We start from the raw sequence: 21,667 nt of genomic DNA, 5'->3' as shown, positions 1-21,667 counted from the left end.
CGCCGCCTCCCCGTTATTTGCGCACGACCTCGCCGTCGCGACACACAAGCGTCGCGGCGACGATGTCGTCGTTCAGATCGATCTGGAGCGCCCCGTCCTGGGTGATGATCAACTTCAGGAAATCGACGAGGTTGCGTGCGTACAGCGCCGACGCGTCGGCCGGCACCATCGCGGCGAGATTCGTGTAGCCCGCGATCGTCACGCCGTGCGTGCGCGTGACCTCGTCGGCCACCGTCAGCGGGCAGTTGCCGCCGCGCCGGCCGTCGGTCTCGGGGCCGCGGCCGGCCGCGAGGTCGACCAGCACCGAGCCGGGCTTCATCGCCTGCACCGTCTCCGCCGAGATCAGCGTCGGCGCGGCCCGCCCCGGAATCAGCGCGGTGGTGATCACGATGTCCGCCTGCTTCGCGCGCTCGTGGACCAGCGCCGCCTGGCGCGTGAGCCACGACGGCGGCATCGGCCGCGCGTAGCCGCCCACGCCTTCCGCCGCGTCGCGCTCTTCCTGGGTTTCGTAGGGAACGTCGAGGAATTTCGCGCCGAGCGACTCGATCTGCTCCTTCACCGCCGGCCGCACGTCGGACGCCTCGATCACCGCGCCGAGCCGCTTCGCGGTCGCGATCGCCTGCAGGCCCGCGACGCCCGCGCCGAGGATCAGCACGCGCGCCGCCTTCACGGTGCCCGCCGCCGTCATCAGCATCGGCAGGAAGCGCGGATAGAGCGCCGCCGCGACCAGCACCGCCTTGTAGCCCGCGATGTTGGCCTGCGACGACAGCACGTCCAGGCTCTGCGCGCGCGTCGTGCGCGGCGCGGCCTCCAGCGCGAAGCCCGTCACGCCCGCCGCCGCGAGCCGCCCCGCCTGCTCGGCATTGAACGGGTCGAGCATGCCGACCAGGGTCGCGCCGCGGGTCACGTGCGCCAGTTCGGCGTCGGTGGGCGCCTGGACCTTGAGCACCAGCTCGGCGCCCAGCGCGGCCGCCGCATCGCCCAGCGCCGCCCCGGCCGCCTCGTAGGTCACGTCCGGAAAACTGGCCCGCTCGCCCGCGCCGCGCTCGACCGTCACGCGATGGCCGGCGGCCACGTATTTCTTGACCGTTTCAGGCGTCGCGGCCACGCGCGCCTCGTTCGCCCGCGTCTCGCCAGGCACTCCGATATGCATCGTCGATCCTCCTGTTTCTCGTATTCGACTGCGAAAGCGAGCCGGAACGGCAACTGCGGACTGACCGGCTCGAGGCAACGGCTGGTTTCTTCACGCGCCACTTTAACCGAAAGCGTACGCCGCGCCGGAGTCCGACCCTTTGATGCACCACAGCCCTCTGGACAAACCGCGCGGTCCGTGCCTGGTCGTTCATCATGGGGTCAGAGCAATGCGGCGGCACGCGGCCGGCAGGTCCCGCGCGCAACCGGTAAAATGCGCGGCTATGAAACCCGAAATCTGGACCCCGCACGTGACGGTCGCCGCGATCGTCGAACGCGACGGGCGCTTTCTCGTGATTGAAGAACACACCTCCGCCGGCCTGCGCATCAACCAGCCGGCCGGCCATCTCGAAGCCGGCGAAACCCTCGTCGACGCCGTGATCCGCGAAACCCTCGAGGAAACCGGCTGCCGCTTCGAGCCGTCGGCGCTGGTCGGCGTCTATCTGGCCCACTACGACCGCCCCGCGAGCGCGGGCGCGACCTACCTGCGCTTCACGTTCTGCGGCACGGCGGGCGAGCCGCTGCCCGGCCACCGGCTCGACGACGGCATCGTGCGCACGCTGTGGCTCGACGCCGGCGAACTGCGCGCCTGCGTCGACCGGCATCGTTCGCCGGCGGTGCTGCGCGGCGTCGACGACTACCTGGCCGGACGCCGGGTGCCGCTCGACGTCCTGCACACCCATTCGGTCGCGCCGCGCGCGGACGTCGTCGGGTTGAATCCGATGGAGGCCAAATGAGCGGGCGTCGCGTGGTGGTGGGGATGTCGGGCGGCGTCGATTCGTCGGTGACCGCGTGGCTGCTGAAGCAGCAGGGCTACGAGGTGATCGGCCTGTTCATGAAGAACTGGGAGGACGACGACGACGGCGAATACTGCTCGACCCGGCAGGACTGGATCGACGTCGTCTCGGTCGCGGACCTGATCGGCATCGACGTGGAAGCGGTGAACTTCGCGGCCGAATACAAGGACCGCGTGTTCGCCGAATTCCTGCGCGAATACTCGGCCGGCCGCACGCCGAATCCGGACGTGCTGTGCAACGCCGAGATCAAGTTCAAGGCGTTCCTCGATCATGCGATGTCGCTCGGCGCGGAAACGATCGCGACCGGCCACTATGCACGCGTGCGCGAGCGCGACGGCCGCTTCGAGCTGCTCAAGGCGCACGACCACACGAAGGATCAGTCGTACTTCCTGCACCGGCTGAACCAGGCCCAGCTGTCGAAGACGCTGTTCCCGCTCGGCGAGATCCCGAAGACGCAGGTGCGCGAGATCGCCGCGCAGATCGGCCTGCCGAACGCGAAGAAGAAGGATTCGACCGGCATCTGCTTCATCGGCGAGCGGCCGTTCCGCGATTTCCTGAACCGCTATCTGCCGACCCGGCCCGGCCCGATGAAAACGCCCGACGGCAAGATCGTCGGCGAGCACATCGGGCTTGCGTTCTACACCTTCGGGCAGCGCAAGGGCATCGGCCTCGGCGGCAGCCGGGACGGCAGCGGCGAACCGTGGTTCGTCGCCGCCAAGGACATTCCGTCGAACACGCTGTACGTGGTGCAGGGCCACGACCATCCGTGGCTGCTGTCGCCCACGCTCGTCGCCGGCAATCCGAGCTGGGTCGCCGGCGAGGCGCCCGCCGAAGGGCTCGCGTGCGGCGCGAAGACGCGCTACCGGCAGGCCGACGCGCCGTGCACGGTCGGCCCCGCCGACGGCGACGGCCAGTTCTCGCTGCGCTTCGACGCCGCGCAATGGGCGGTCACGCCGGGCCAGTCGGCCGTGTTGTACGACGGCGACGTGTGCCTCGGCGGCGGCATCATCGAATCGGCGGCCGAGCGCGTCGCGCTTGCCGATGCGAGCGCGCCGCGTCCGCTCGCGCTTGCGCGCTGAAGCGTCCGAGCGGCGACGCGATCCGCCGCGCGTCGCCGCCCGCCTTCGCCGGCTGGCGCCCGCGCGCAACGCCGCGTCGTAGTGTTCGCAACCCGCGTCCGGCCGAACAGCCGGCGCTCCACCTGCCGAGACGACCATGCGCGTCGCGCTTGCCAAAGCGCATGGCCGCGTCCCTCGATACGGATCGAATCGCGGCTCACCGCTGCCGGCTCCCGTCTGCGCACAAGGCCGCGTCGTAGCATTCGTACCCCGCGTCCGGCCGAACAGCCGGCGCTCCACCTGCCAAGACGACCATCCGCGTCGCACTTGCCGAAGCGCATGCACCGCGACCCTCGATACGCATCGCCGCTCACCGCTGCCGGCTCCCCTCTGCGCACAAGGCCGCGTCGTCGCATTCGCACCCCGCGTCCGGCCGAACAGCCGGCGCTCCACCTGCCAAGACGACCACCCGCGTCGCGCTTGCCGAAGCGCATGCACCGCGACCCTCGATTCGCATCGCCGCTCACCGCTGCCGGCTCCCCTCTGCGCACCAGGCCGCGTCGTCGCATTCGCACCCCGCGTCCGGCCGAACAGCCGGCGCTCCACCTGCCAAGACGACCACCCGCGTCGCGCTTGCCGAAGCGCATGCACCGCGACCCTCGATTCGCATCGCCGCTCACCGCTGCCGGCTCCCCTCTGCGCACCAGGCCGCGTCGTCGCATTCGCACCCCGCGTCCGGCCGAACGGCCGGCGCTCCACCAACCACGACGGCACCCGCGACGCGCACGCGCCGCACCGCGCTCCGCAAGCGCCACCGCGCGCCTCTACCGGCCCCCTCCCGCGCGCACCGCCGCGTCGTAGCGTTCGCGCGCCGCGTCCAATTCCGGGAAATGCCGCTCGGCCCAGCGGTCAAGCGCGGCCAGCGTCTCCACCAGCGAGACCGCGACCGGCGTCAGCCGGTATTCGACATGCGCGCGCCGCGCCCGGAGATCACGGCGCGCGATCAGCCCGTGCCGCTCCAGTTCGCGCAGGTTCTGCGTCAGCACCTTCTGCGAGATGCCGCCGATCCGCGCGAGCAATTCGCCGTTACGCAGCGGCCCCGCCGCGAGCGCGGGCAGGACCAGCAGCGCCCATTTGCCGGCGATCAGCGCAAGCGCGTCGCGCGCCGAGCAATCGGCCGCGTAGACATCGCCGGGACATGCCATGGCTACCTCCGGGTACGTGATTGCGCGGCCGTCGGCCGACCGACATGATCGTCGCTCCTCACCGGAGTCCGTTCATGCACGCGCTGATCCTCGTCGCCCATCCCGAACCCCAGTCCTTCAACGCGCATCTCGCCGGCACGGCCGCCGCCGCGTGGCGCGACCACGGCCATACCGCGACCGTGATCGACCTGTACGCGGAAGACTTCGATCCGCGCGAGGCGCGCGGGCACTATCGCGATCCGCTCGATCCCGCGCGCTTCGACGCGCAGCGCGAGCAGCGCCATCACTGGCGGCGCGGCACGCTCGCGCCGACCATCGAACGTCACCTCGCGCTGCTGCGCGCGGCCGATGCGCTGGTGCTGCAATTTCCGCTGTGGTGGTTCGGCGCGCCCGCGATCCTCAAGGGCTGGATGGACCGCGTATTCGTCTACGGCGCGCTCTACGGCAGCAGCCGACGCCACGAGCACGGTCCGCTGCGCGGCCGCGCGGCGCTCCTCAGCGTGACAACCGGCTCGTCCGCCGCCGCGTGCGCGCCCGGCGGCCGCGAAGGCGACACCCGCCTGCTGCTGTGGCCCTTGATGTATGCGCTCCGCTACATCGGCTTCGAGGTGCTCGAACCGCACCTGATCCACGACGTGCGCGGCGACCTCGACGGCGCGGCGGCCGGCGCGCGCGCCGCTGCGACGCGTATCGCGCGCGGCTCGCCGACTGGGCCGGGTGGCCGCGCGTGCCGTTCAACCCCGGCACGGACTTCGGCCCGGACGGCGCGCTCAGGCCCGACGCACCGTCCCACGGCCCGTTCGTCCGCCACGCGCGGCGCGACGCCTGACGCACACGGCCTCGACGCGGGCCGCGCGCCTCCCGTAGTAGACTCTCGGGCAGCGTCGGCCGCGCGGTCGAAGCCCGCGACGCGACGTACGCCGCGGCAAGCTTAGAAAATGATTACGGAGTCCCCATGTTTTCCCGACGCTATCTTGCGATGTGGTGCGCCGTCCTGCTGTGCGTGGCGCTCGCACTCCTCGCCGCCCGCCATGCGATCTCGTGGCTGTGGCTCATCGCGCCGGCCGCGCTCGTCGCGCTCGGCCTCTACGATCTCCGCCAGGACCGCCACGCGATCCTGCGCAACTACCCGCTCTGGGGTCACCTGCGCTTCCTGTTCGAATTCATCCGTCCGGAAATCCGCCAGTACTTCGTCGAGGACGACACCGACGAGAAGCCGTTCTCGCGCGCGCAGCGCAGCCTTGTCTACCAGCGCGCGAAGAACGTCGGGGACAACCGTCCGTACGGCACCGAGCTGAACGTGAAGGCCGTCGCGCACGAGTGGATCAGCCACTCGCTCGCGCCCACCCGGCTCCCCGATCATGACTTCCGCGTGCGCGTCGGCGGCTCCCGCGCGCAGCCCTACGACATCTCGATCTTCAACGTCTCCGCGATGAGCTTCGGCTCGCTGTCGGCGAACGCGATCCGCGCGCTGAACCTCGGCGCGAAGAAAGGCGGCTTCGCGCACGACACCGGCGAGGGCTCGCTGTCGAAGTATCACCGCGAGCACGGCGGCGACATCATCTGGGAAATCGCATCGGGCTACTTCGGCTGCCGCAACGACGACGGCACCTTCAACGCGGACACGTTCGCGAAGCAGGCGAACGACCCGCAGGTGAAGATGATCGAGGTGAAGCTGTCGCAGGGCGCGAAGCCCGGCCACGGCGGCGTGCTGCCCGCCGCGAAGATCACGCGGGAAATCGCCGAGACGCGCGGCATCCCGATGGGCAAGGACTGCATCTCGCCCGCCACGCATTCCGAGTTCTCGACGCCGCGCGGCTTGCTCGAATTCGTCGAGCGCCTGCGCACGCTGTCGGGCGGCAAGCCGACCGGCTTCAAGCTGTGCGTCGGCCACCCGTGGGAATTCTTCGGCATCGCCAAGGCGATGCTGGAAACCGGCATCGTGCCGGACTTCATCGTCGTCGACGGCGCGGAAGGCGGCACCGGCGCCGCGCCGCTCGAATTCACCGATCATGTCGGCGTGCCGCTGCAGGAAGGGCTGCTGCTCGTGCACAACACGCTGGTCGGGATCGGCCTGCGCGACCAGGTGAAGCTCGGCGCGAGCGGCAAGATCATCACCGCGTTCGACATCGCGCGCACGCTCGCGATCGGCGCGGACTGGGTCAATTCGGCGCGCGGCTTCATGTTCGCGGTCGGCTGCATCCAGGCGCAGACCTGCCACACCGGCCGCTGCCCGACCGGCGTCGCGACCCAGGACCCGGTGCGGCAGCACGCGCTCGTGGTGCCGGACAAGGCGGAGCGCGTCTACAACTTCCATCGCAACACGCTGCACGCGCTGCAGGAGCTGGTGCAGGCGACGGGGCTCGCGCATCCGTCCGAACTGCGCGCGCATCACATCGTGCAGCGCATCTCGTCACACGAGGTGCGACTGATGTCGCAGTTGCTCAAGTACCTCAAACCGGGCGCGCTGCTCGACGGCGGCGCGCAATGCGGCCTGACGCTGTACGAGCAATGGTGGCCGCTCGCGCGCAGCGACTCGTTCACGCCCGGCGAAGGCGTATACGCCTCGCTCGGCTGAGCCGCCGCCGCAACGAAAAAAGCGCCCCGGCGGGGTAATGCCGTTCAGTTAAGGTTCTTTCCTAGGAAGCGGACGGGATAACGAGCAGGACGGGACTTGACGGCCCGATCGCATTTGCGATCGGGCCGTTTTACGTTGATGAGCAGCTTGAGGTGTGCGCGAAGTCGCCTGAGGACGGCGGGCGGCTTGGCGAAGGCAGGCATACGCGCGGCCCACATCATTTCGTGCTGGATGAGATGGCGCGAGCGAACGACGCTGAGTTCGCTCGGTTCGCACTTGGCCTCGAAGGCAGCGCAAGCCATTTCGCGACGAATCAGGTTGTAGGCGATCAACGCTCCCCCGATTTCCTGGTAGATGCCGTCGACGGTCCGGCTGCGATCCAGCATGAAGATCGGGTGGTCGGTCAGCATCGCGTCAAACGCGAGCAGCTTGGCCCGCCGTTTACAACTCCAGCCCCAAAAGAAAATGCCGTTCAGGTCTTAACTGAACGGCATTACCCCGGAGGGACGCTTTTTCATGGACGACCGCGCGCTTACTGCGGCAGCGTGTCGAGGAACGACGGGCGCTGCGCAAGCTTCGCGAAATGCTTGTCGAGGTTCGGATGGCGCTCGCGCCAGTTCAGCTCGGGCATACGGAAGTCGAGATAGCCCAGTGCGCAGCCGAGCGCGATGTCGGCAAGCGTGTAGTGGTTGCCGACGCACCAGGGCTTGCTGCCCAGGCCCTGCGACATCGCGACGAGCGCGTCGTCGATCTTGCGCTGCTGGCGCGCGAGCCACGTGTCGCTGCGCTGCGCGGGCTCGCGCTGCACGTGCTCGATACGGATCGCGACCGCCGCGTCGAGCACGCCGTCGCCGAGCGCCTCCCAGCAGCGCACCTCGACGCGCTCCCGGCCGGACGGCGGGATCAGCTTGCCCACCGGCGACAGCGTGTCGACGTATTCGCAGATCACGCGCGAATCGAACACCGCCGCGCCGTCCTCCATCACGAGGCACGGCACCTTGCCGAGCGGATTCGAGGCATGAATGGCGGTATCCGCCGCCCAGACGTTCTCAAGCTCCAGCCGGTAGTCGATCTTCTTTTCAGCGAGCACGATTCGCGCCTTGCGAACGAACGGGCTGCTGAGCGAACCGATTAATTTCATCATCTGCCTTAGTTGGGAAAACACCGCCCGAGAGTATACGTTGTCGCCGATCATAACCGGCCGGCGCGCGCCCGATGACAATCGGCCGGCCGGCCTGTGGATGGTTTGCAACAGCGCCGCGGCACGCCCGGGCGCGAACGCCGCGCGCCAGACAGCGCTACAATCGCACGATGAATAAGCCGACCTCCCCCGCCATCGCCACCGACGTCTACCGCCTGCGCCGCGAACGCGTGCTGGCCGCGCTGCGCGCGGGCGGCGGCGGCATCGCCCTCGTGCCCACGGCGCCCGAAGTGCCCCGCAGCCGCGACACCGACTACCCGTATCGGCACGACAGCTATTTCTATTACCTGACGGGGTTCACCGAGCCCGACGCGCTGCTCGTGCTCGATGCCGGCGACGCGCCGCGCGCGATCCTGTTCTGCCGCGCGAAGAATCCCGAGCGCGAAACCTGGGAAGGGTTCCATTTCGGCCCCGAGGCGGCGCGCGACGCATTCGGCTTCGACGCCGCGTTCCCGATCGACGCGCTCGACGCCGAGCTGCCGCGCCTCCTCGCCGACGCCTCCGCGGTCCACTACCGCTTCGGCGCGTCCGCCGATTTCGACGAGCGGCTCGCGACCGCGCTCGACGCGGTGCGCGCGCGCAGCCGCGCCGGCGTCGCCGCGCCGGCCGCGGCCTTCGACCTCGCGCCGCTGCTCGACGACATGCGGCTCGTCAAGGAGCCGCACGAGCAGGCGATCATGCGCCGCGCGGGCGAGATCTCGGCGCGCGCGCACCGCCGCGCGATGGCCGCGTGCCGCCCGGGGATCCGCGAATACGAGCTGGAAGCCGAGCTGCTGTACGAATTCCGCCGCCAGGGCGCGCAGGGGCCGGCCTACGGCTCGATCGTCGCCGCGGGCGCGAATGCCTGCGTGCTCCACTATCCGGCCGGCGGCGCGATCGCGCGCGACGGCGACCTGATCCTGATCGACGCCGCGTGCGAGCTCGACGGCTACGCATCCGACATCACCCGCACGTTCCCGGCCAACGGCCGCTTCAGCGGGCCGCAGCGCGCGCTGTACGACATCGTGCTCGCCGCGCAGCAGGCCGCGATCGACGCGACCCGCGCGGGCGCGTCGATCGACGCGCCGCACGAGGCCGCGGTGCGGGTGCTCGCGCAGGGCCTGCTCGACACCGGCATCCTGCCCAAGGCGCGTTTCGCGAGCGTCGACGACGTGATCGCCGAGCGCGCCTATGCGCGCTTCTACATGCACCGCACGGGCCACTGGCTCGGCATGGACGTGCACGACTGCGGCGACTACCGCGAACGGCAGGCGCAGCGCGACGAGCAGGGGGCGCTGCCCTCGCGCACGCTGCGCGCGGGCATGGCGCTCACGATCGAGCCGGGCCTGTACGTGCGCGCGGCCGACGACGTGCCGGCCGCGTACCACGACCTCGGCATCCGGATCGAGGACGATGCGTTCATCACGCCGGATGGCTGCGAACTGATCACGCGCGGCGTGCCGGTGGCCGCCGACGAGATCGAGGCGCTGATGCGCGACGCCGGTACGCGCGCGTGAGCCGCCCCCTTTCACTCACCGTAGCCCCTGATGCACCCATGACGACCGACTCCCCGCCCGCTCCCGACTTCGACCTCGCGATCGTGGGCGCCGGCCCCGTCGGGCTCGCGCTCGCAGGCTGGCTCGCGCGGCGCAGCGCGACGCAGCCGCTCGCGATCGCGCTCATCGACGCGCGCGATCCCGAAGCGAGCCTCGGCGACCCGCGCGCGATCGCGGTGTCGCAAGGCAGCCGGATGCTGCTCGATGCGCTCGGCTGGCCTGACGACGCGACCCCGATCGAGCACATCCACGTCTCGCAGCGCGGCCACTTCGGCCGCACGCTGATCGACCGCGACGAGCACGGCCTGCCGGCGCTCGGCCACGTGGTGCGCTACGGCTCGATCGTGCAGGCGCTCGCGCGCGCGGTGCGCGGCACGGCCGTGCAGTGGTTCACGTCGACCACCGCGCACGCGCCGCAGCAGGACGAACACGGCGTGACCGTGCTGCTCGAGACGCCGCAGGGCACCCGCACGCTGCGCACGCGGCTGCTGGTCAACGCCGAAGGCGGGCTGTTCCACGAGCAGCGCCGCCAGCCGGACGCGAGCCGGCGCAATCGCGATTACGGACAGACCGCGCTCGTCGGCACGGTCACCGCATCCGCACCGCGTCCGCACGTGGCCTGGGAGCGCTTCACGACGGAGGGCCCGCTCGCGCTGCTGCCGCTGGGCGGCCCGGGCCAGGCCGACTACGCGCTCGTCTGGTGCTGCGCGCCCGACGAGGCGGCGCGCCGCGCGCGGCTGAGCGACGACGCCTTCCTCGCCGAACTGGGGGCCGCGTTCGGCCAACGCATGGGGCGCTTCATGAAGATCGCGGGCCGCGCGGCGTTTCCGCTCGGGCTCACCGCGGCACCCACGCTCGTGCAGGGGCGTATCGCGATCGTCGGCAACGCGGCGCAGACCCTCCATCCGGTCGCGGGCCAGGGCCTGAACCTGGGCCTGCGCGATGCGCACACGCTCGCCGAGGCGCTCTCCGAGCACGGCCCGACGCCGCAGGCGCTGGCGGCCTTCAATGCGCGGCGCGCGCTCGACCGCCGGCTGACCATCGGCGCGACCGACACGCTCGCGCGCCTGTTCACGATCGATTCGCGCCCATTCGCGGCGCTGCGCGGCGCGGCGCTGGCCGCGCTCGATTTCGTGCCGCCGCTCAAGACGGCGATCGCGCGGCAAATGATGTTCGGGCAGCGGCGCTGAGGTCGGCGGCGCGGCTCGACGCCGTTGCCTGAGCGCGACGCCGCCGCGCGTCGAACCGCGCCCGGTCCGCGGGGCCCGCACGAGCGCCCGCCCGGCCGCCCCACCGCGCCGATGTACGATTCAACCATGGCGGACAATTCCCCGGATCCGTCGATCCGGCCGCTTACGGTAAAATACCCGTTTTCCCTCCGCCCGCTTCCCGCCTGCGCCTCGCGCGGGCTGCCCGATATCGCCATGCCCGTCCTCGGCTCTCACGTTCTGCGCAACAACCTGTTCGTCGCCCCCATGGCGGGCGTGACCGACCGGCCGTTCCGCCAGCTGTGCAAACGGCTCGGCGCGGGCTATGCGGTGTCCGAGATGGTCGCGTCGAACGCCCAGCTGTGGAAGAGCGAGAAGACCATGCGGCGCGCGAACCACGCGGGCGAAGTCGAGCCGATCGCGGTGCAGATCGCGGGCGCCGATCCCGCCATGATGGCGGAGGCCGCGCGCTACAACGTCGCGAACGGCGCGCAGATCATCGACATCAACATGGGCTGCCCGGCCAAGAAGGTCTGCAACGTCGCGGCCGGTTCGGCGCTGCTGCAGAACGAGCCGCTCGTGCAGCGCATCGTCGAGGCGGTGGTCGGCGCAGTCGGCATCGGGCCGGACGCCGTGCCCGTCACGCTGAAGATCCGCACCGGCTGGGACCGCGAGCACCGGAACGCGCTCTCGGTCGCGAAGCTGGCCGAGGACGCCGGCATCGCGATGCTGACCGTGCACGGCCGCACCCGCGCCGACCTGTACCGCGGCGACGCCGAGTACGAGACGATCGCCGCGGTGAAGGCCGCCGTGCGCATCCCGGTGGTCGCGAACGGCGACATCACCACGCCCGCGAAGGCCAAGGCGGTGCTCGATGCGACGGGCGCCGACGCGCTGATGATCGGTCGCGCCGCGCAGGGCCGGCCGTGGCTGTTCCGCGAGATCGAGCACTTCCTGCGCTGCGGCGAGCCGCTCCCGCCCCCCCTGATCGACGAAATCCAGCAGGTCATGAACGAGCACCTCGAAGACCACTACGCGTTCTACGGGGAATTTACCGGCGTGCGTACTGCACGCAAGCACATCGGCTGGTACACTCGCGGCCTTTCCGGCGCCAATGCGTTCCGGCATCGCATGAACACGCTCGACACCACCCGTGAGCAGCTCGCCGCCGTCAACGCGTTCTTCGACGCGCAAAAAGCCCTGTCCGACCACCTGATCTACGTGGACGACGAGCCCGACGCCGACGGCAAGCCGGACGACAATAACCAGTTAGCAGCATGAGCAAGCACAACATCGAACAATGCGTCCGCGACAGCCTGGATGGCTACTTCCGGGATCTCGACGGCTCCAATCCGCACGACGTCTATGAAATGGTGATGTCGTGCGTCGAGAAGCCGATGCTCGAAGTCGTGCTCGTACAGGCGGGCGGCAACCAGTCGCTGGCCGCGGAGTACCTCGGCATCAATCGCAATACGCTGCGCAAGAAGCTGCAGCAGCACGGCCTGCTGTAGACAGCGGCCCTGTCCCCGTTTTCCTGGCTATGGGTGGCACCATCATGATCAAGCAAGCGCTTCTTTCCGTTTCCGACAAAACCGGCATCGTCGACTTCGCGAAAGCGCTGTCGCAGCAAGGCGTCCAGCTGCTGTCGACGGGCGGCACCGCAAAACTGCTGGCCGACGCCGGCCTGAGCGTCACCGAGGTGGCGGACTACACGGGCTTTCCCGAAATGCTCGACGGGCGCGTGAAGACGCTGCATCCGAAGGTGCACGGCGGCATCCTCGCGCGCCGCGACCTGCCGGAGCACATGGCGGCGCTCGACGCCCACCAGATCCCGACGATCGACCTGCTGGTCGTGAACCTGTACCCGTTCGTCGCGACCATCGCGAAGGACGACTGCACGCTCGCCGACGCGATCGAGAACATCGACATCGGCGGCCCGACCATGCTGCGCTCGGCCGCGAAGAACCATCGCGACGTCACGGTCGTCGTCGACCCGGCCGACTACGCGGTCGTGCTGGACGAGATGAAGGCGAACGGCAACACGGTCGGCTACGCGACCAACTTCCGCCTCGCGACCAAGGTGTTCGCGCACACCGCGCAGTACGACGGCGCGATCACGAACTACCTGACGAGCCTGACCGACGAGCTGCAGCACGCGTCGCGCAAGCCCTACCCGGCTACGCTGAACCTCGCGTTCGACAAGGTGCAGGACCTGCGCTACGGCGAGAATCCGCACCAGAGCGCGGCGTTCTACCGCGACCTCGCGGCGCCCGCGGGCGCGCTGTCGAGCTATCGCCAGCTGCAAGGCAAGGAACTGTCGTACAACAACATCGCCGATTCCGACGCAGCGTGGGAATGCGTGAAGACCTTCGACGCGCCGGCCTGCGTGATCGTCAAGCACGCGAACCCGTGCGGCGTGGCGGTGGGCGCCGATGCGGCCGACGCGTACGCGAAGGCGTTCCAGACCGATCCGACCTCCGCGTTCGGCGGCATCATCGCGTTCAACCGCGAAGTCGACGAGGCTGCCGCGCAGGCGGTCGCGAAGCAGTTCGTCGAGGTGCTGATCGCGCCGTCGTTCAGCGACGCCGCCAAGCAGCTGTTCGCCGCCAAGCAGAACGTGCGTCTGCTGGAAATCGCCCTGGGCGAAGGCCATAACGCATTCGACCTGAAGCGGGTCGGCGGCGGCCTGCTGGTGCAGTCGCTCGACGCGAAGAACGTGCAGCCGGACGAGCTGCGCGTGGTCACGAAGCGCCAGCCGACGGCGAAGGAAATGGACGACCTGCTGTTCGCGTGGCGCGTCGCGAAGTTCGTGAAGTCGAATGCGATCGTGTTCTGCGGCAACGGCATGACGCTCGGCGTCGGCGCAGGCCAGATGAGCCGCGTCGATTCGGCGCGCATCGCGAGCATCAAGGCGCAGAACGCCGGCCTCGCGCTGGCCGGCTCGGCGGTCGCGTCGGACGCGTTCTTCCCGTTCCGCGACGGCCTCGACGTGGTGGTCGCGGCGGGCGCGACCTGCGTGATCCAGCCGGGCGGCTCGATGCGCGACGACGAAGTGATCGCCGCCGCCGACGAGCACGGCATCGCGATGGTCCTGACGGGCGTACGCCACTTCCGTCACTGATCCCGGCGCGGCGTCGCGCACTGCGAAACCCGGCCGCCGCCGCGCTGCCGGGTTTTTTATTGGCCCGCGCAGGCGGCGGCGCAGTGCCGTGCGGCACGCCGCAATCGTTGTAGTATCGCTAACACGCAGTTCTTCCGGCTTTTCCATGCGAATCCTCGGCATCGACCCCGGCTTGCGCGTCACGGGCTTCGGCGTGATCGACGTGAGCGGCCATCAGCTCGCCTACGTCGCGAGCGGCGTGATCAAGACCGCCACCGCCGACCTCCCCACCCGGCTCGGCACGATCTATGACGGCGTATCGACGCTGGTCCGCCAGCACGCGCCCGACCAGGCGGCGATCGAGAAGGTGTTCGTCAACGTCAATCCGCAGTCGACGCTGCTGCTCGGCCAGGCGCGCGGCGCCGCGATCTGCGGGCTGGTGTCGGGCGGCCTGCCGGTCGCCGAGTACACCGCGCTGCAGCTCAAGCAGGCGGTGGTCGGCTACGGCCGCGCGACCAAGGAGCAGATGCAGCAGATGGTCGCGCGGCTGCTGTGCCTGTCCGGCCTGCCGGGCACGGACGCGGCCGACGCGCTCGGCATGGCGATCTGCCATGCGCACGGCGGCACCACGCTCGGCACGCTGGGCGAACTCGCGCCGGCGCTCGCCAGGCGCGGGCTGCGCGTGCGGCGCGGCCGGCTCGTCGGGTAGACGCGGCCGCGACCTGGGCCCGGCTCGGACGCAGCCGGCTCGCCTCGACGAACCCTGGTGCGGCCGCTCCGGCATGGAGGCTCTGACCCGGCCGGCCCAGGCGCGCCCCGCCGGGTGCAGGGGAGCACGCCCGCGCCGCCGCGCCGGTCGGCCGGCGTGCGCTACACTCGCGCTTTCCGTCACGTATTCCGCTCCTCCATGATCGGTCGCATCGCGGGCACCCTGCTCGAAAAGAACCCGCCCCACCTCCTCGTCGACTGCAACGGCGTCGGTTACGAGATCGACGTGCCGATGAGCACGTTCTACAACCTGCCGCACACGGGCGAGCAGGTCGTGCTGCTGACCCAGCTGATCGTCCGCGAGGACGCCCACCTGCTGTATGGATTCCTCACGCCGCAGGAACGCTCGACCTTCCGCGAGTTGCTGAAGATCACCGGCGTCGGGGCGCGGATGGCGCTCGCGGTGCTGTCCGGGATGAGCGTGCAGGATCTGGCGCAGGCGGTCACGCTGCAGGACGCCGCGCGCCTGACGCGCGTGCCCGGGATCGGCAAGAAGACCGCCGAGCGCCTGCTGCTCGAACTCAAGGGCAAGCTCGGCGCGGACCTCGGCCCGCTCGCGGGTGCCGCCTCGCCGTCCGACCATGCGTCGGACATCCTCAACGCATTGCTCGCGCTCGGCTATTCGGAGAAGGAAGCGCTCGCCGCGATCAAGAACGTGCCGGCCGGCACCGGCGTGTCCGAGGGCATCAAGCTGTCGCTGAAGGCGCTGTCGAAGGCCTGACGGGCGGCGCCGTCCAAGACCGGGGCGCCCGATCGGCTGCGGTCCCGTCTATCGCGCCCCGGTCTGCCTTGCCTCGATCCGCCTTGCCTCGGTCTGCCTTGCCTCGGTCTGCCTTGCCTCGGTCTGCCTTGCCTCGGTCTGCCTTGCCTCGGTCTGCCTTGCCTCGGTCTGCCTTGCCTCGGTCTGCCTTGCCTCGGTCTGCCTTGCCTCGGTCTGCCTTGCCTCGGTCTGCCTTGCCTCGGTCTGCCTTACCTCGATCCGCCTTGCCTTGATCAGGCCGCCTCAGGCCGCCTCACCTCGATCCGCCTCGCTTCCGGCCTCTCTCCGGTCCGCCGGGCACGCCTCCACCGCACGAAGCACGGCCCGGACGATCGCCCCGCCCGCCGCCCCGAAGCGCGCCACACCCCGGTGGCGCATGCGGGCCGCGCGACCGGCGCGCGGTACAATGCCCGCATGATCGAAACCGACAAACTCGCCGCCGAGCGGATCATTGCCGCCACGCCCGCCTCGTCGCACGAGGAAGCGTTCGAACGCGCGCTGCGACCGCGCCAGCTCGACGAATACGTCGGCCAGGAAAAGGTGCGCGGCCAGCTCGAAATCTTCATCGAGGCGGCCAAGCGCCGCTCGGAAGCGCTCGACCACGTGCTGTTGTTCGGGCCGCCCGGCCTCGGCAAGACCACGCTCGCGCACATCATCGCGCGCGAGATGGGCGTGAGCCTGCGTCAGACCTCCGGCCCGGTGCTCGAACGCGCGGGCGACCTCGCCGCGCTGCTCACCAACCTCGAAGCCAACGACGTGCTGTTCATCGACGAAATCCATCGGCTCTCGCCGGTCGTCGAGGAAATCCTGTATCCGGCGCTCGAGGACTACCAGATCGACATCATGATCGGCGAGGGGCCGGCCGCGCGCAGCGTGAAGCTCGACCTGCAGCCGTTCACGCTGGTCGGCGCGACCACCCGCGCCGGGATGCTCACGAACCCGCTGCGCGACCGCTTCGGGATCGTCGCGCGCCTCGAGTTCTACGACGCGGAGCAACTGGCGCGCATCGTGCGCCGCTCCGCCTCGCTGCTGAACGCGCAGATCGACCCGAGCGGCGCGCTCGAGATCGCCAAGCGCTCGCGCGGCACGCCGCGGATCGCGAACCGCCTGTTGCGCCGCGTGCGCGACTACGCGGAGGTGAAGGCGGACGGCAACATCACCGCCGCGGTCGCGGACGCCGCGCTCGCGATGCTCGACGTCGACCCGGTCGGCTTCGACCTGATGGACCGTAAGCTGCTCGAAGCGATCCTGTACAAGTTCGACGGCGGCCCGGTCGGCGTCGACAACCTCGCCGCCGCGATCGGCGAGGAGCGCGACACGATCGAGGACGTGCTCGAACCGTACCTGATCCAGCAGGGCTTCCTGCAGCGCACGCCGCGCGGCCGCGTCGCGACGCTGCTCACCTACCGCCACTTCGGGCTCGCGGCGCCGGACGCGGCCAGCCCGGTGCGCGGCATGTGGGACACGTCGGATCCGCCGCGCTGATCCGACCGACGCCCGCCGCACCGATGTCCGCCTCGCCCGATACCCCTTCCGCGCAGGCGACCCGCCTCGCCCGCCTGCGCGCCCGCATCGCGGGCGGCATCACGCACCTGACGTCGGGCGGCGGCGGCCCGACCCTCGACTTTGCCTCTCCGCCGGGCGATCCGGGCCTGTTCGGGCCGGACGCGGTGTGCTGGAAGGTCCATGCCGATTTCACCTCGATGATGGCGGGCGGCATCTCGGCGCTGCTGCTGCAGGCGCTGCATCCGCTCGCACTCGCCGGCGTGTGGGACCATTCCACGTTTCGCACCGATATTCTCGGCCGGCTGCGGCGCACCTCCACCTTCATCGCCGGCACCACGTTCGGCAGCCGCGCCGACGCGCTGCGGCTGATCGAGCGGGTCCGCGCGATCCACGCGGGCGTGACGGGCGTCGCCCCGGACGGGCGCGCCTACCGCGCGAGCGACCCGGCCCTGCTGACCTGGGTGCACGTCGCGGAAGTGTCGAGCTTCCTGGCCGCGCACCTGCGCTACGTGAACCCACGCCTGCCGGGCGCCGAACAGGACCGCTACTACGCCGAGACGGCCCGGATCGCGCAGCTGCTCGGCGCGACCGTGGTGCCCGCGTCGCGCGCGGAAGTCGCCGCCTATTTCGGCGCGATGCGCACCGAGCTGGTCGCGAGCGAGCGCACCCATGAAGTGATCCGCGTGCTGTTCGACGCGCCCGTGCCGAGGCCCGCGCTGCGCCCGGCCGCGTCGCTGATCCTGAACGCCGGCCTCGACCTGCTGCCGCCCTGGGCGCAGCAGATGCTCGGCGTCGCCACGTTCGCGCCGCTGCGCCGCGCGCTGGTGCGGCCCAGCGTGCGCGCCGTCGCGCCGGTGCTGCGCTGGGCGCTCGTCAACGGCGCGTCGAAGCGCGCGCGCCGGCGCGCGGCCGCCCCCGCCGATCCGGATCAGCGCTGAGCCGCGCGCCGGCAATACTTTCAACCGGCTGTCATACGAATTCGCTAAGCTGACGCATCAGCGGGCGCGCTTGCCGCGCCCATCGCCCTCTCGTTCCGGAGCGCCTGCCCGATGCCGACCCCGTTCGCCCGCCTAACCGCCGCCTGCCTGCTCACGCTGCTCGCCGCCTGCGGCGGCGACGGCACCGCGCCCGTCGCCCTGGATCTGCGCGGGGCCGCCCCCGCGCCGGGCGCGAGCACGCCCATCGCGGCCGAACCGGCGCCGCCCGCCACGCCTGCGCCCGGCAAATGGCGCGCCGTGCGCACGGGCGAACTGCTCGACATCACCCTGGGCGACCTGCATCCGACCCAGGGCGCGCTCGGCTACGACCAGATCTATTACAAGCTCGGCCGCTACGAACTGCAGCCGGACAAGAAATTCGACGACTTCTGTGCGGACGAAGGGCTCGGCGGCCTCGCGCCGAACGGCTCGGGCCCGCGCTCGCGGCTCGGCGACCCGACCAGCTATGCCTGCACGACCACGGATCCGGCCGCGCGCGACCGCAGCGTGCTGAATCCGGTGGTGATCGGGCCGAACGGCGACACGTTGTACGTGACGGACGGCCATCACGGGCTGTCGACCTACTACGAGACGCCCGACGGCGGCGCCGCGCTGCACGTGCACGTGGTGGTAAAGGACAACCTCAGCGATTACTCGGGCGCCGCGTTCTGGCAGCAGATGCAGAGCCGCGGCTACACGCGCCTGAAGGACGGCGAGGGACGGCCGATCAGCGCGGCGCAGCTGCCGGCCGGACTCGGGCTGAAACACGGGATGCAGGACGACCGGTTCCGCGCGCTCGTCTATTTCACGCGCGACATCGGCTACAGCAAGCCGGCGCAGGCCACCGACTACCTGGAGTTCTACTGGGCCGACTGGCTGCGCCGGAAGCCGGCGGGCTTCGACCTCGCGCGCTACGACCTGGCGCGCGCCGGCGCGACCGATCCCGATCCGGCGAAAGCGGATGCGGGCTACCTGAACGCAGTCTGGAACGCCTCGACGCGGATGGTCGCGGCCACCGATCCGATCATCGACGGCAAGACGGGCGCCGACCTGGGCCGCCTCGACGCGCTCAATGCCGGCAGGAAATACAGCAAGGGGGAGTTCGACAAGCTGCGCCAGCCCATCGATGCGGACAAGCCCGGCAAGCTCGCCTACGCGCTCGACTACAAGGCGCGTCACGGCCTGCGCTGAGATGGAGACGGGGCGCGGCCCGATCGAGCCGCGCTCCATATCCGCTTACAGCACCTTGCGGTAGCCGTCGTCGTCGCTCGTCCCGCTCAGGTGATCGATGTCGGCCCAGCGCACCACGCGCGCCGCGCCCGCCTCGAACTCGACCACGTTGATGCTCGTGTTGAGCAGCACGTACTGGCGCGGCGCGGCCAGTTCGAGACCGGTCGCGTAGCGATACACGCAGTCGAGCACGCCGCCGTGCGCGACGCAGGCGATGCGGCCGCCCGGATGCGCGGCGACGATCGGCTCCAATGCATGCAGCACGCGGTGATAGAACGCCCGCTGCGATTCGCCGCCCTCGGGCGCGAAGCCGGGGTCGCGGGTCTGCCAGTGCGCATAGGCGTCCGGAAAGCGCGCCTCGATCTGGGCGCTGTCATGCCCCTGGAACACGCCGTATGCGCGCTCGCGCAGCCCATCGCGCAGGTGCAGCGGCAGGCCGAGCGCGTCCGCGATCGGCTGCGCGGTCTGCTGCGCGCGCTGCAGGTCGCTCGAATAGATCGCATCGATGCGCAATCCGTCGCGCGCCTCGCGAGCGAGCCGCGCCGCGAGTTGCCGCGCCTGCGCGACGCCGCTGTCGGCGAGCGCGATATCGATATGGCCCTGGATCCGCTTGATTTGATTCCACGCGGTCTCGCCGTGCCGGATGAACAGGATTTCGGTTGTCGTCATCGCGTCGGTCGAAGTCAGGGCTTGGTCTGGAGCCAGAACGTCACGGGGCCGTCGTTGACGAGCGACACCTGCATGTCCGCGCCGAATTCGCCGGTCGCGACGATCGGGTGCCGCTCGCGCGCCGCGCGCACGAAGTGGTCGAACAGGCGCTGCCCCTCGTCGGGCGGCGCGGCCGGCGTGAAGCTCGGCCGCAGGCCGCTCTGGGTGTCGGCCGCGAGCGTGAACTGCGACACGAGCAGCAGGCCGCCCGCGCGGCCTTCGCCGTCGAGATTCGACACGGACAGGTTCATCTTGCCCGCCGCGTCGCTGAATACGCGGTAGCCGAGCACCTTGGCGAGCAGCTTGTCGGCCGCCACCTCGGTGTCGCCGCGCTCCGCGCAGACGAGCGCGAGCAGCCCGGGGCCGATCTCGCCCGTCACCCGCTCGCCGACCCGCACGTCGGCGCGCCGGACCCGCTGGATCAATGCGATCATCGCGCCCCCGCCGGACAGGCGCGGTGCGTGGCGCGGGCCGTCATGCGCTCAGCGTCACGCGCGCGAAGCGGCGCTTGCCGACCTGCACGACGAATTCGCCGGCCTCGACCTTGAGCCCCTTGTCGGACACGGTCGCACCGTCGATCTTCACGCCGCCCTGCTCGATGTTGCGCAGCGCCTCGCTGGTCGACGGCACGAGCCCCGCCTGCTTCAGCAGCTGGCCGATCGCGAGCGGCGCGCCCGCGAGCGCGACGGCCGGGATGTCGTCCGGCACGCCGCCCTTCGCGCGGTGATTGAAATCCTCCAGCGCGCGCTCGGCGCCGGCCTGCGAATGGAAGCGCGTGACGATCTCCTGCGCGAGCAGCACCTTGAAGTCGCGCGGATTGCGGCCGCCCTCGGTCTCGCCGCGGAACTGCGCGATCTCCTCGAGGCTGCGGAACGACAGCAGCTCGAAGTAGCGCCACATGAGCGTGTCGGAGATGCTCATCAGCTTGCCGAACATCTCGGTCGGCTTCTCGCTGATGCCGATGTAGTTGCCCTTCGACTTCGACATCTTCTCGACGCCGTCGAGGCCTTCGAGCAGCGGCATCGTCAGGATGCACTGCTGATCCTGCCCGTACTGCTTCTGCAGTTCACGGCCGACCAGCAGGTTGAACTTCTGGTCGGTGCCGCCGAGTTCGAGGTCGGCATTGAGCGCGACCGAATCGTAGCCCTGCATGAGCGGGTACAGGAACTCGTGGATCGAGATCGGCACGCCGCCCTGGAAGCGCTTCGTGAAGTCCTCGCGCTCGAGGATCCGCGCGACCGTGTAACGCGACGCGAGCTTGATCATGCCGTCCGCGCCGAGCGGCAGCGACCACTCGCTGTTGTAGCGGATCTCGGTCTTGTCGCGGTCGAGCACGAGCGCGGCCTGCTCGAAATAGGTCTTCGCGTTGCTCTCGATCTGCTCGCGCGTGAGGGGCGGACGGGTCGCATTGCGGCCCGACGGGTCGCCGATCAGCGACGTGAAATCGCCAATCAGGAAGATCACCGTGTGGCCGAGGTCCTGCAGCTGACGCATCTTGTTCAGCACGACGGTATGGCCGAGGTGGATGTCGGGCGCGGTCGGATCGAGGCCGAGCTTGATGCGCAGCGGCGTGCCGGTGGCCGCGCTCTTCGCGAGCTTCTGCGCGAATTCCTCCTCGACCAGCAGCTCGTCGACGCCGCGCTTCGTGACGGCGAGCGCATGCCGGACTTCGTCGGTGATCGGGAAAGCGGGCTGGGCGGTGGGTTCGGTGCTCATCGGTGCGGAAGGGAGAATGTCGCGAAAAGAGCGATTTTCCCATAAGTTGCGCGCGAGCCGTTCAATGGGCTTAACGGCGCGCGCGCTTGCGCGGATAATCAGGCGCGATGACGCCGGCGGACCCTGGCC

At 70.2% G+C, this 21,667-nt stretch carries 20 protein-coding genes and 1 pseudogene; 14 read left to right on the top strand and 7 right to left on the bottom strand.

What is annotated here, in order from left to right:
- Positions 1–13: 13 nt before the first annotated feature.
- Complete coding sequence (locus tag Bsp3421_RS33035; RefSeq protein WP_274001209.1) at positions 14–1,153, bottom strand: Re/Si-specific NAD(P)(+) transhydrogenase subunit alpha; 1,140 nt, start codon at positions 1,151–1,153, stop codon at positions 14–16.
- A gap of 262 nt (positions 1,154–1,415) precedes the next feature.
- Here Bsp3421_RS33035 and Bsp3421_RS33030 point away from each other — a divergent pair, with 262 nt between their 5' ends.
- Together Bsp3421_RS33030 and mnmA are read left to right on the top strand one after the other, a co-directional pair.
- Entirely contained in the window at positions 1,416–1,928 is a 513-nt protein-coding gene (locus tag Bsp3421_RS33030; RefSeq protein WP_274001208.1) for an NUDIX hydrolase, read from the top strand.
- A complete protein-coding gene (gene mnmA / locus Bsp3421_RS33025) occupies positions 1,925–3,067 on the top strand; it encodes a tRNA 2-thiouridine(34) synthase MnmA (protein WP_274001206.1) in 1,143 nt (380 codons plus the stop codon). The genes Bsp3421_RS33030 and mnmA overlap by 4 nt, the downstream gene beginning before the upstream one ends.
- Positions 3,068–3,870: 803 nt before the next feature.
- Here mnmA and Bsp3421_RS33020 read toward each other — a convergent pair.
- Entirely contained in the window at positions 3,871–4,251 is a 381-nt protein-coding gene (locus tag Bsp3421_RS33020) for a winged helix-turn-helix transcriptional regulator (RefSeq protein WP_274001203.1), read from the bottom strand.
- Positions 4,252–4,325: 74 nt separating this feature from the next.
- Between Bsp3421_RS33020 and Bsp3421_RS33015 the strand changes: the two genes are divergently transcribed.
- Both Bsp3421_RS33015 and Bsp3421_RS33010 read left to right on the top strand, forming a co-directional pair.
- A complete protein-coding gene (locus tag Bsp3421_RS33015; protein ID WP_274001201.1) occupies positions 4,326–5,186 on the top strand; it encodes an NAD(P)H-dependent oxidoreductase in 861 nt (286 codons plus the stop codon).
- A gap of 20 nt (positions 5,187–5,206) precedes the next feature.
- Complete coding sequence (locus Bsp3421_RS33010; RefSeq protein WP_274001199.1) at positions 5,207–6,829, top strand: FMN-binding glutamate synthase family protein; 1,623 nt, start codon at positions 5,207–5,209, stop codon at positions 6,827–6,829.
- Between the two features lie 44 nt (positions 6,830–6,873).
- On the opposite strand, the pseudogene Bsp3421_RS33005 reads toward Bsp3421_RS33010, so the two are convergent.
- Together Bsp3421_RS33005 and Bsp3421_RS33000 are read right to left on the bottom strand one after the other, a co-directional pair.
- A pseudogene (locus Bsp3421_RS33005) lies at positions 6,874–7,206 on the bottom strand (IS4 family transposase); the annotation flags it as partial.
- A 155-nt stretch (positions 7,207–7,361) separates the two neighbouring features.
- Positions 7,362–7,973: a glutathione S-transferase family protein gene (locus Bsp3421_RS33000; protein ID WP_274001197.1), complete on the bottom strand. Its 612-nt coding sequence runs from the start codon at positions 7,971–7,973 to the stop codon at positions 7,362–7,364.
- A gap of 167 nt (positions 7,974–8,140) precedes the next feature.
- Between Bsp3421_RS33000 and Bsp3421_RS32995 the strand changes: the two genes are divergently transcribed.
- The 10 genes from Bsp3421_RS32995 to Bsp3421_RS32950 all read left to right on the top strand — a co-directional run bounded on the left by Bsp3421_RS32995 (position 8,141) and on the right by Bsp3421_RS32950 (position 19,075).
- The gene (locus Bsp3421_RS32995) at positions 8,141–9,526 is read left to right on the top strand and encodes an aminopeptidase P N-terminal domain-containing protein (protein ID WP_274001195.1); all 1,386 of its coding nucleotides are present in this window, start codon (positions 8,141–8,143) and stop codon (positions 9,524–9,526) included.
- Positions 9,527–9,564: 38 nt separating this feature from the next.
- Complete coding sequence (locus Bsp3421_RS32990; protein WP_274001193.1) at positions 9,565–10,755, top strand: UbiH/UbiF/VisC/COQ6 family ubiquinone biosynthesis hydroxylase; 1,191 nt, start codon at positions 9,565–9,567, stop codon at positions 10,753–10,755.
- Between the two features lie 234 nt (positions 10,756–10,989).
- Entirely contained in the window at positions 10,990–12,054 is a 1,065-nt protein-coding gene (dusB, locus tag Bsp3421_RS32985; RefSeq protein ID WP_274001191.1) for a tRNA dihydrouridine synthase DusB, read from the top strand.
- Complete coding sequence (locus Bsp3421_RS32980) at positions 12,051–12,284, top strand: Fis family transcriptional regulator (protein ID WP_252982092.1); 234 nt, start codon at positions 12,051–12,053, stop codon at positions 12,282–12,284. The genes dusB and Bsp3421_RS32980 overlap by 4 nt, the downstream gene beginning before the upstream one ends.
- A gap of 44 nt (positions 12,285–12,328) precedes the next feature.
- The gene (gene purH, locus Bsp3421_RS32975; protein WP_274001190.1) at positions 12,329–13,894 is read left to right on the top strand and encodes a bifunctional phosphoribosylaminoimidazolecarboxamide formyltransferase/IMP cyclohydrolase; all 1,566 of its coding nucleotides are present in this window, start codon (positions 12,329–12,331) and stop codon (positions 13,892–13,894) included.
- A gap of 145 nt (positions 13,895–14,039) precedes the next feature.
- Positions 14,040–14,582 carry a crossover junction endodeoxyribonuclease RuvC gene (gene ruvC, locus Bsp3421_RS32970; protein ID WP_274001187.1) on the top strand — a complete coding sequence of 181 codons (543 nt, stop codon included), beginning with the start codon at positions 14,040–14,042 and terminating at the stop codon, positions 14,580–14,582.
- Positions 14,583–14,780: 198 nt separating this feature from the next.
- The gene (ruvA, locus tag Bsp3421_RS32965; RefSeq protein ID WP_274001185.1) at positions 14,781–15,362 is read left to right on the top strand and encodes a Holliday junction branch migration protein RuvA; all 582 of its coding nucleotides are present in this window, start codon (positions 14,781–14,783) and stop codon (positions 15,360–15,362) included.
- Positions 15,363–15,815: 453 nt separating this feature from the next.
- Positions 15,816–16,886 (top strand): Holliday junction branch migration DNA helicase RuvB, encoded by a 1,071-nt coding sequence (ruvB, locus tag Bsp3421_RS32960; RefSeq protein ID WP_274001182.1) that lies wholly within the window; start codon positions 15,816–15,818, stop codon positions 16,884–16,886.
- Between the two features lie 23 nt (positions 16,887–16,909).
- A complete protein-coding gene (locus tag Bsp3421_RS32955; RefSeq protein ID WP_274001180.1) occupies positions 16,910–17,845 on the top strand; it encodes an oxygenase MpaB family protein in 936 nt (311 codons plus the stop codon).
- Between the two features lie 111 nt (positions 17,846–17,956).
- A complete protein-coding gene (locus tag Bsp3421_RS32950; protein ID WP_274001178.1) occupies positions 17,957–19,075 on the top strand; it encodes a ParB/Srx family N-terminal domain-containing protein in 1,119 nt (372 codons plus the stop codon).
- Between the two features lie 45 nt (positions 19,076–19,120).
- Here Bsp3421_RS32950 and Bsp3421_RS32945 read toward each other — a convergent pair whose 3' ends face one another.
- The 3 genes from Bsp3421_RS32945 to tyrS are packed head-to-tail and all read right to left on the bottom strand — an operon-like array spanning position 19,121 to position 21,538.
- On the bottom strand, positions 19,121–19,783 hold the full coding sequence (locus Bsp3421_RS32945; RefSeq protein ID WP_274001176.1) for a histidine phosphatase family protein: 663 nt from the start codon (positions 19,781–19,783) through the stop codon (positions 19,121–19,123).
- Between the two features lie 14 nt (positions 19,784–19,797).
- A complete protein-coding gene (dtd, locus tag Bsp3421_RS32940; RefSeq protein WP_274001175.1) occupies positions 19,798–20,256 on the bottom strand; it encodes a D-aminoacyl-tRNA deacylase in 459 nt (152 codons plus the stop codon).
- A 40-nt stretch (positions 20,257–20,296) separates the two neighbouring features.
- Positions 20,297–21,538 carry a tyrosine--tRNA ligase gene (gene tyrS / locus Bsp3421_RS32935; protein WP_274001173.1) on the bottom strand — a complete coding sequence of 414 codons (1,242 nt, stop codon included), beginning with the start codon at positions 21,536–21,538 and terminating at the stop codon, positions 20,297–20,299.
- Between the last annotated feature and the right edge of the window lie 129 nt (positions 21,539–21,667).

Source organism: Burkholderia sp. FERM BP-3421, from assembly GCF_028657905.1.
GTDB lineage: Bacteria > Pseudomonadota > Gammaproteobacteria > Burkholderiales > Burkholderiaceae > Burkholderia.
Note: the sequence above shows the minus strand (reverse complement) of the source record. Positions and strands in the feature narration are given on the sequence as shown.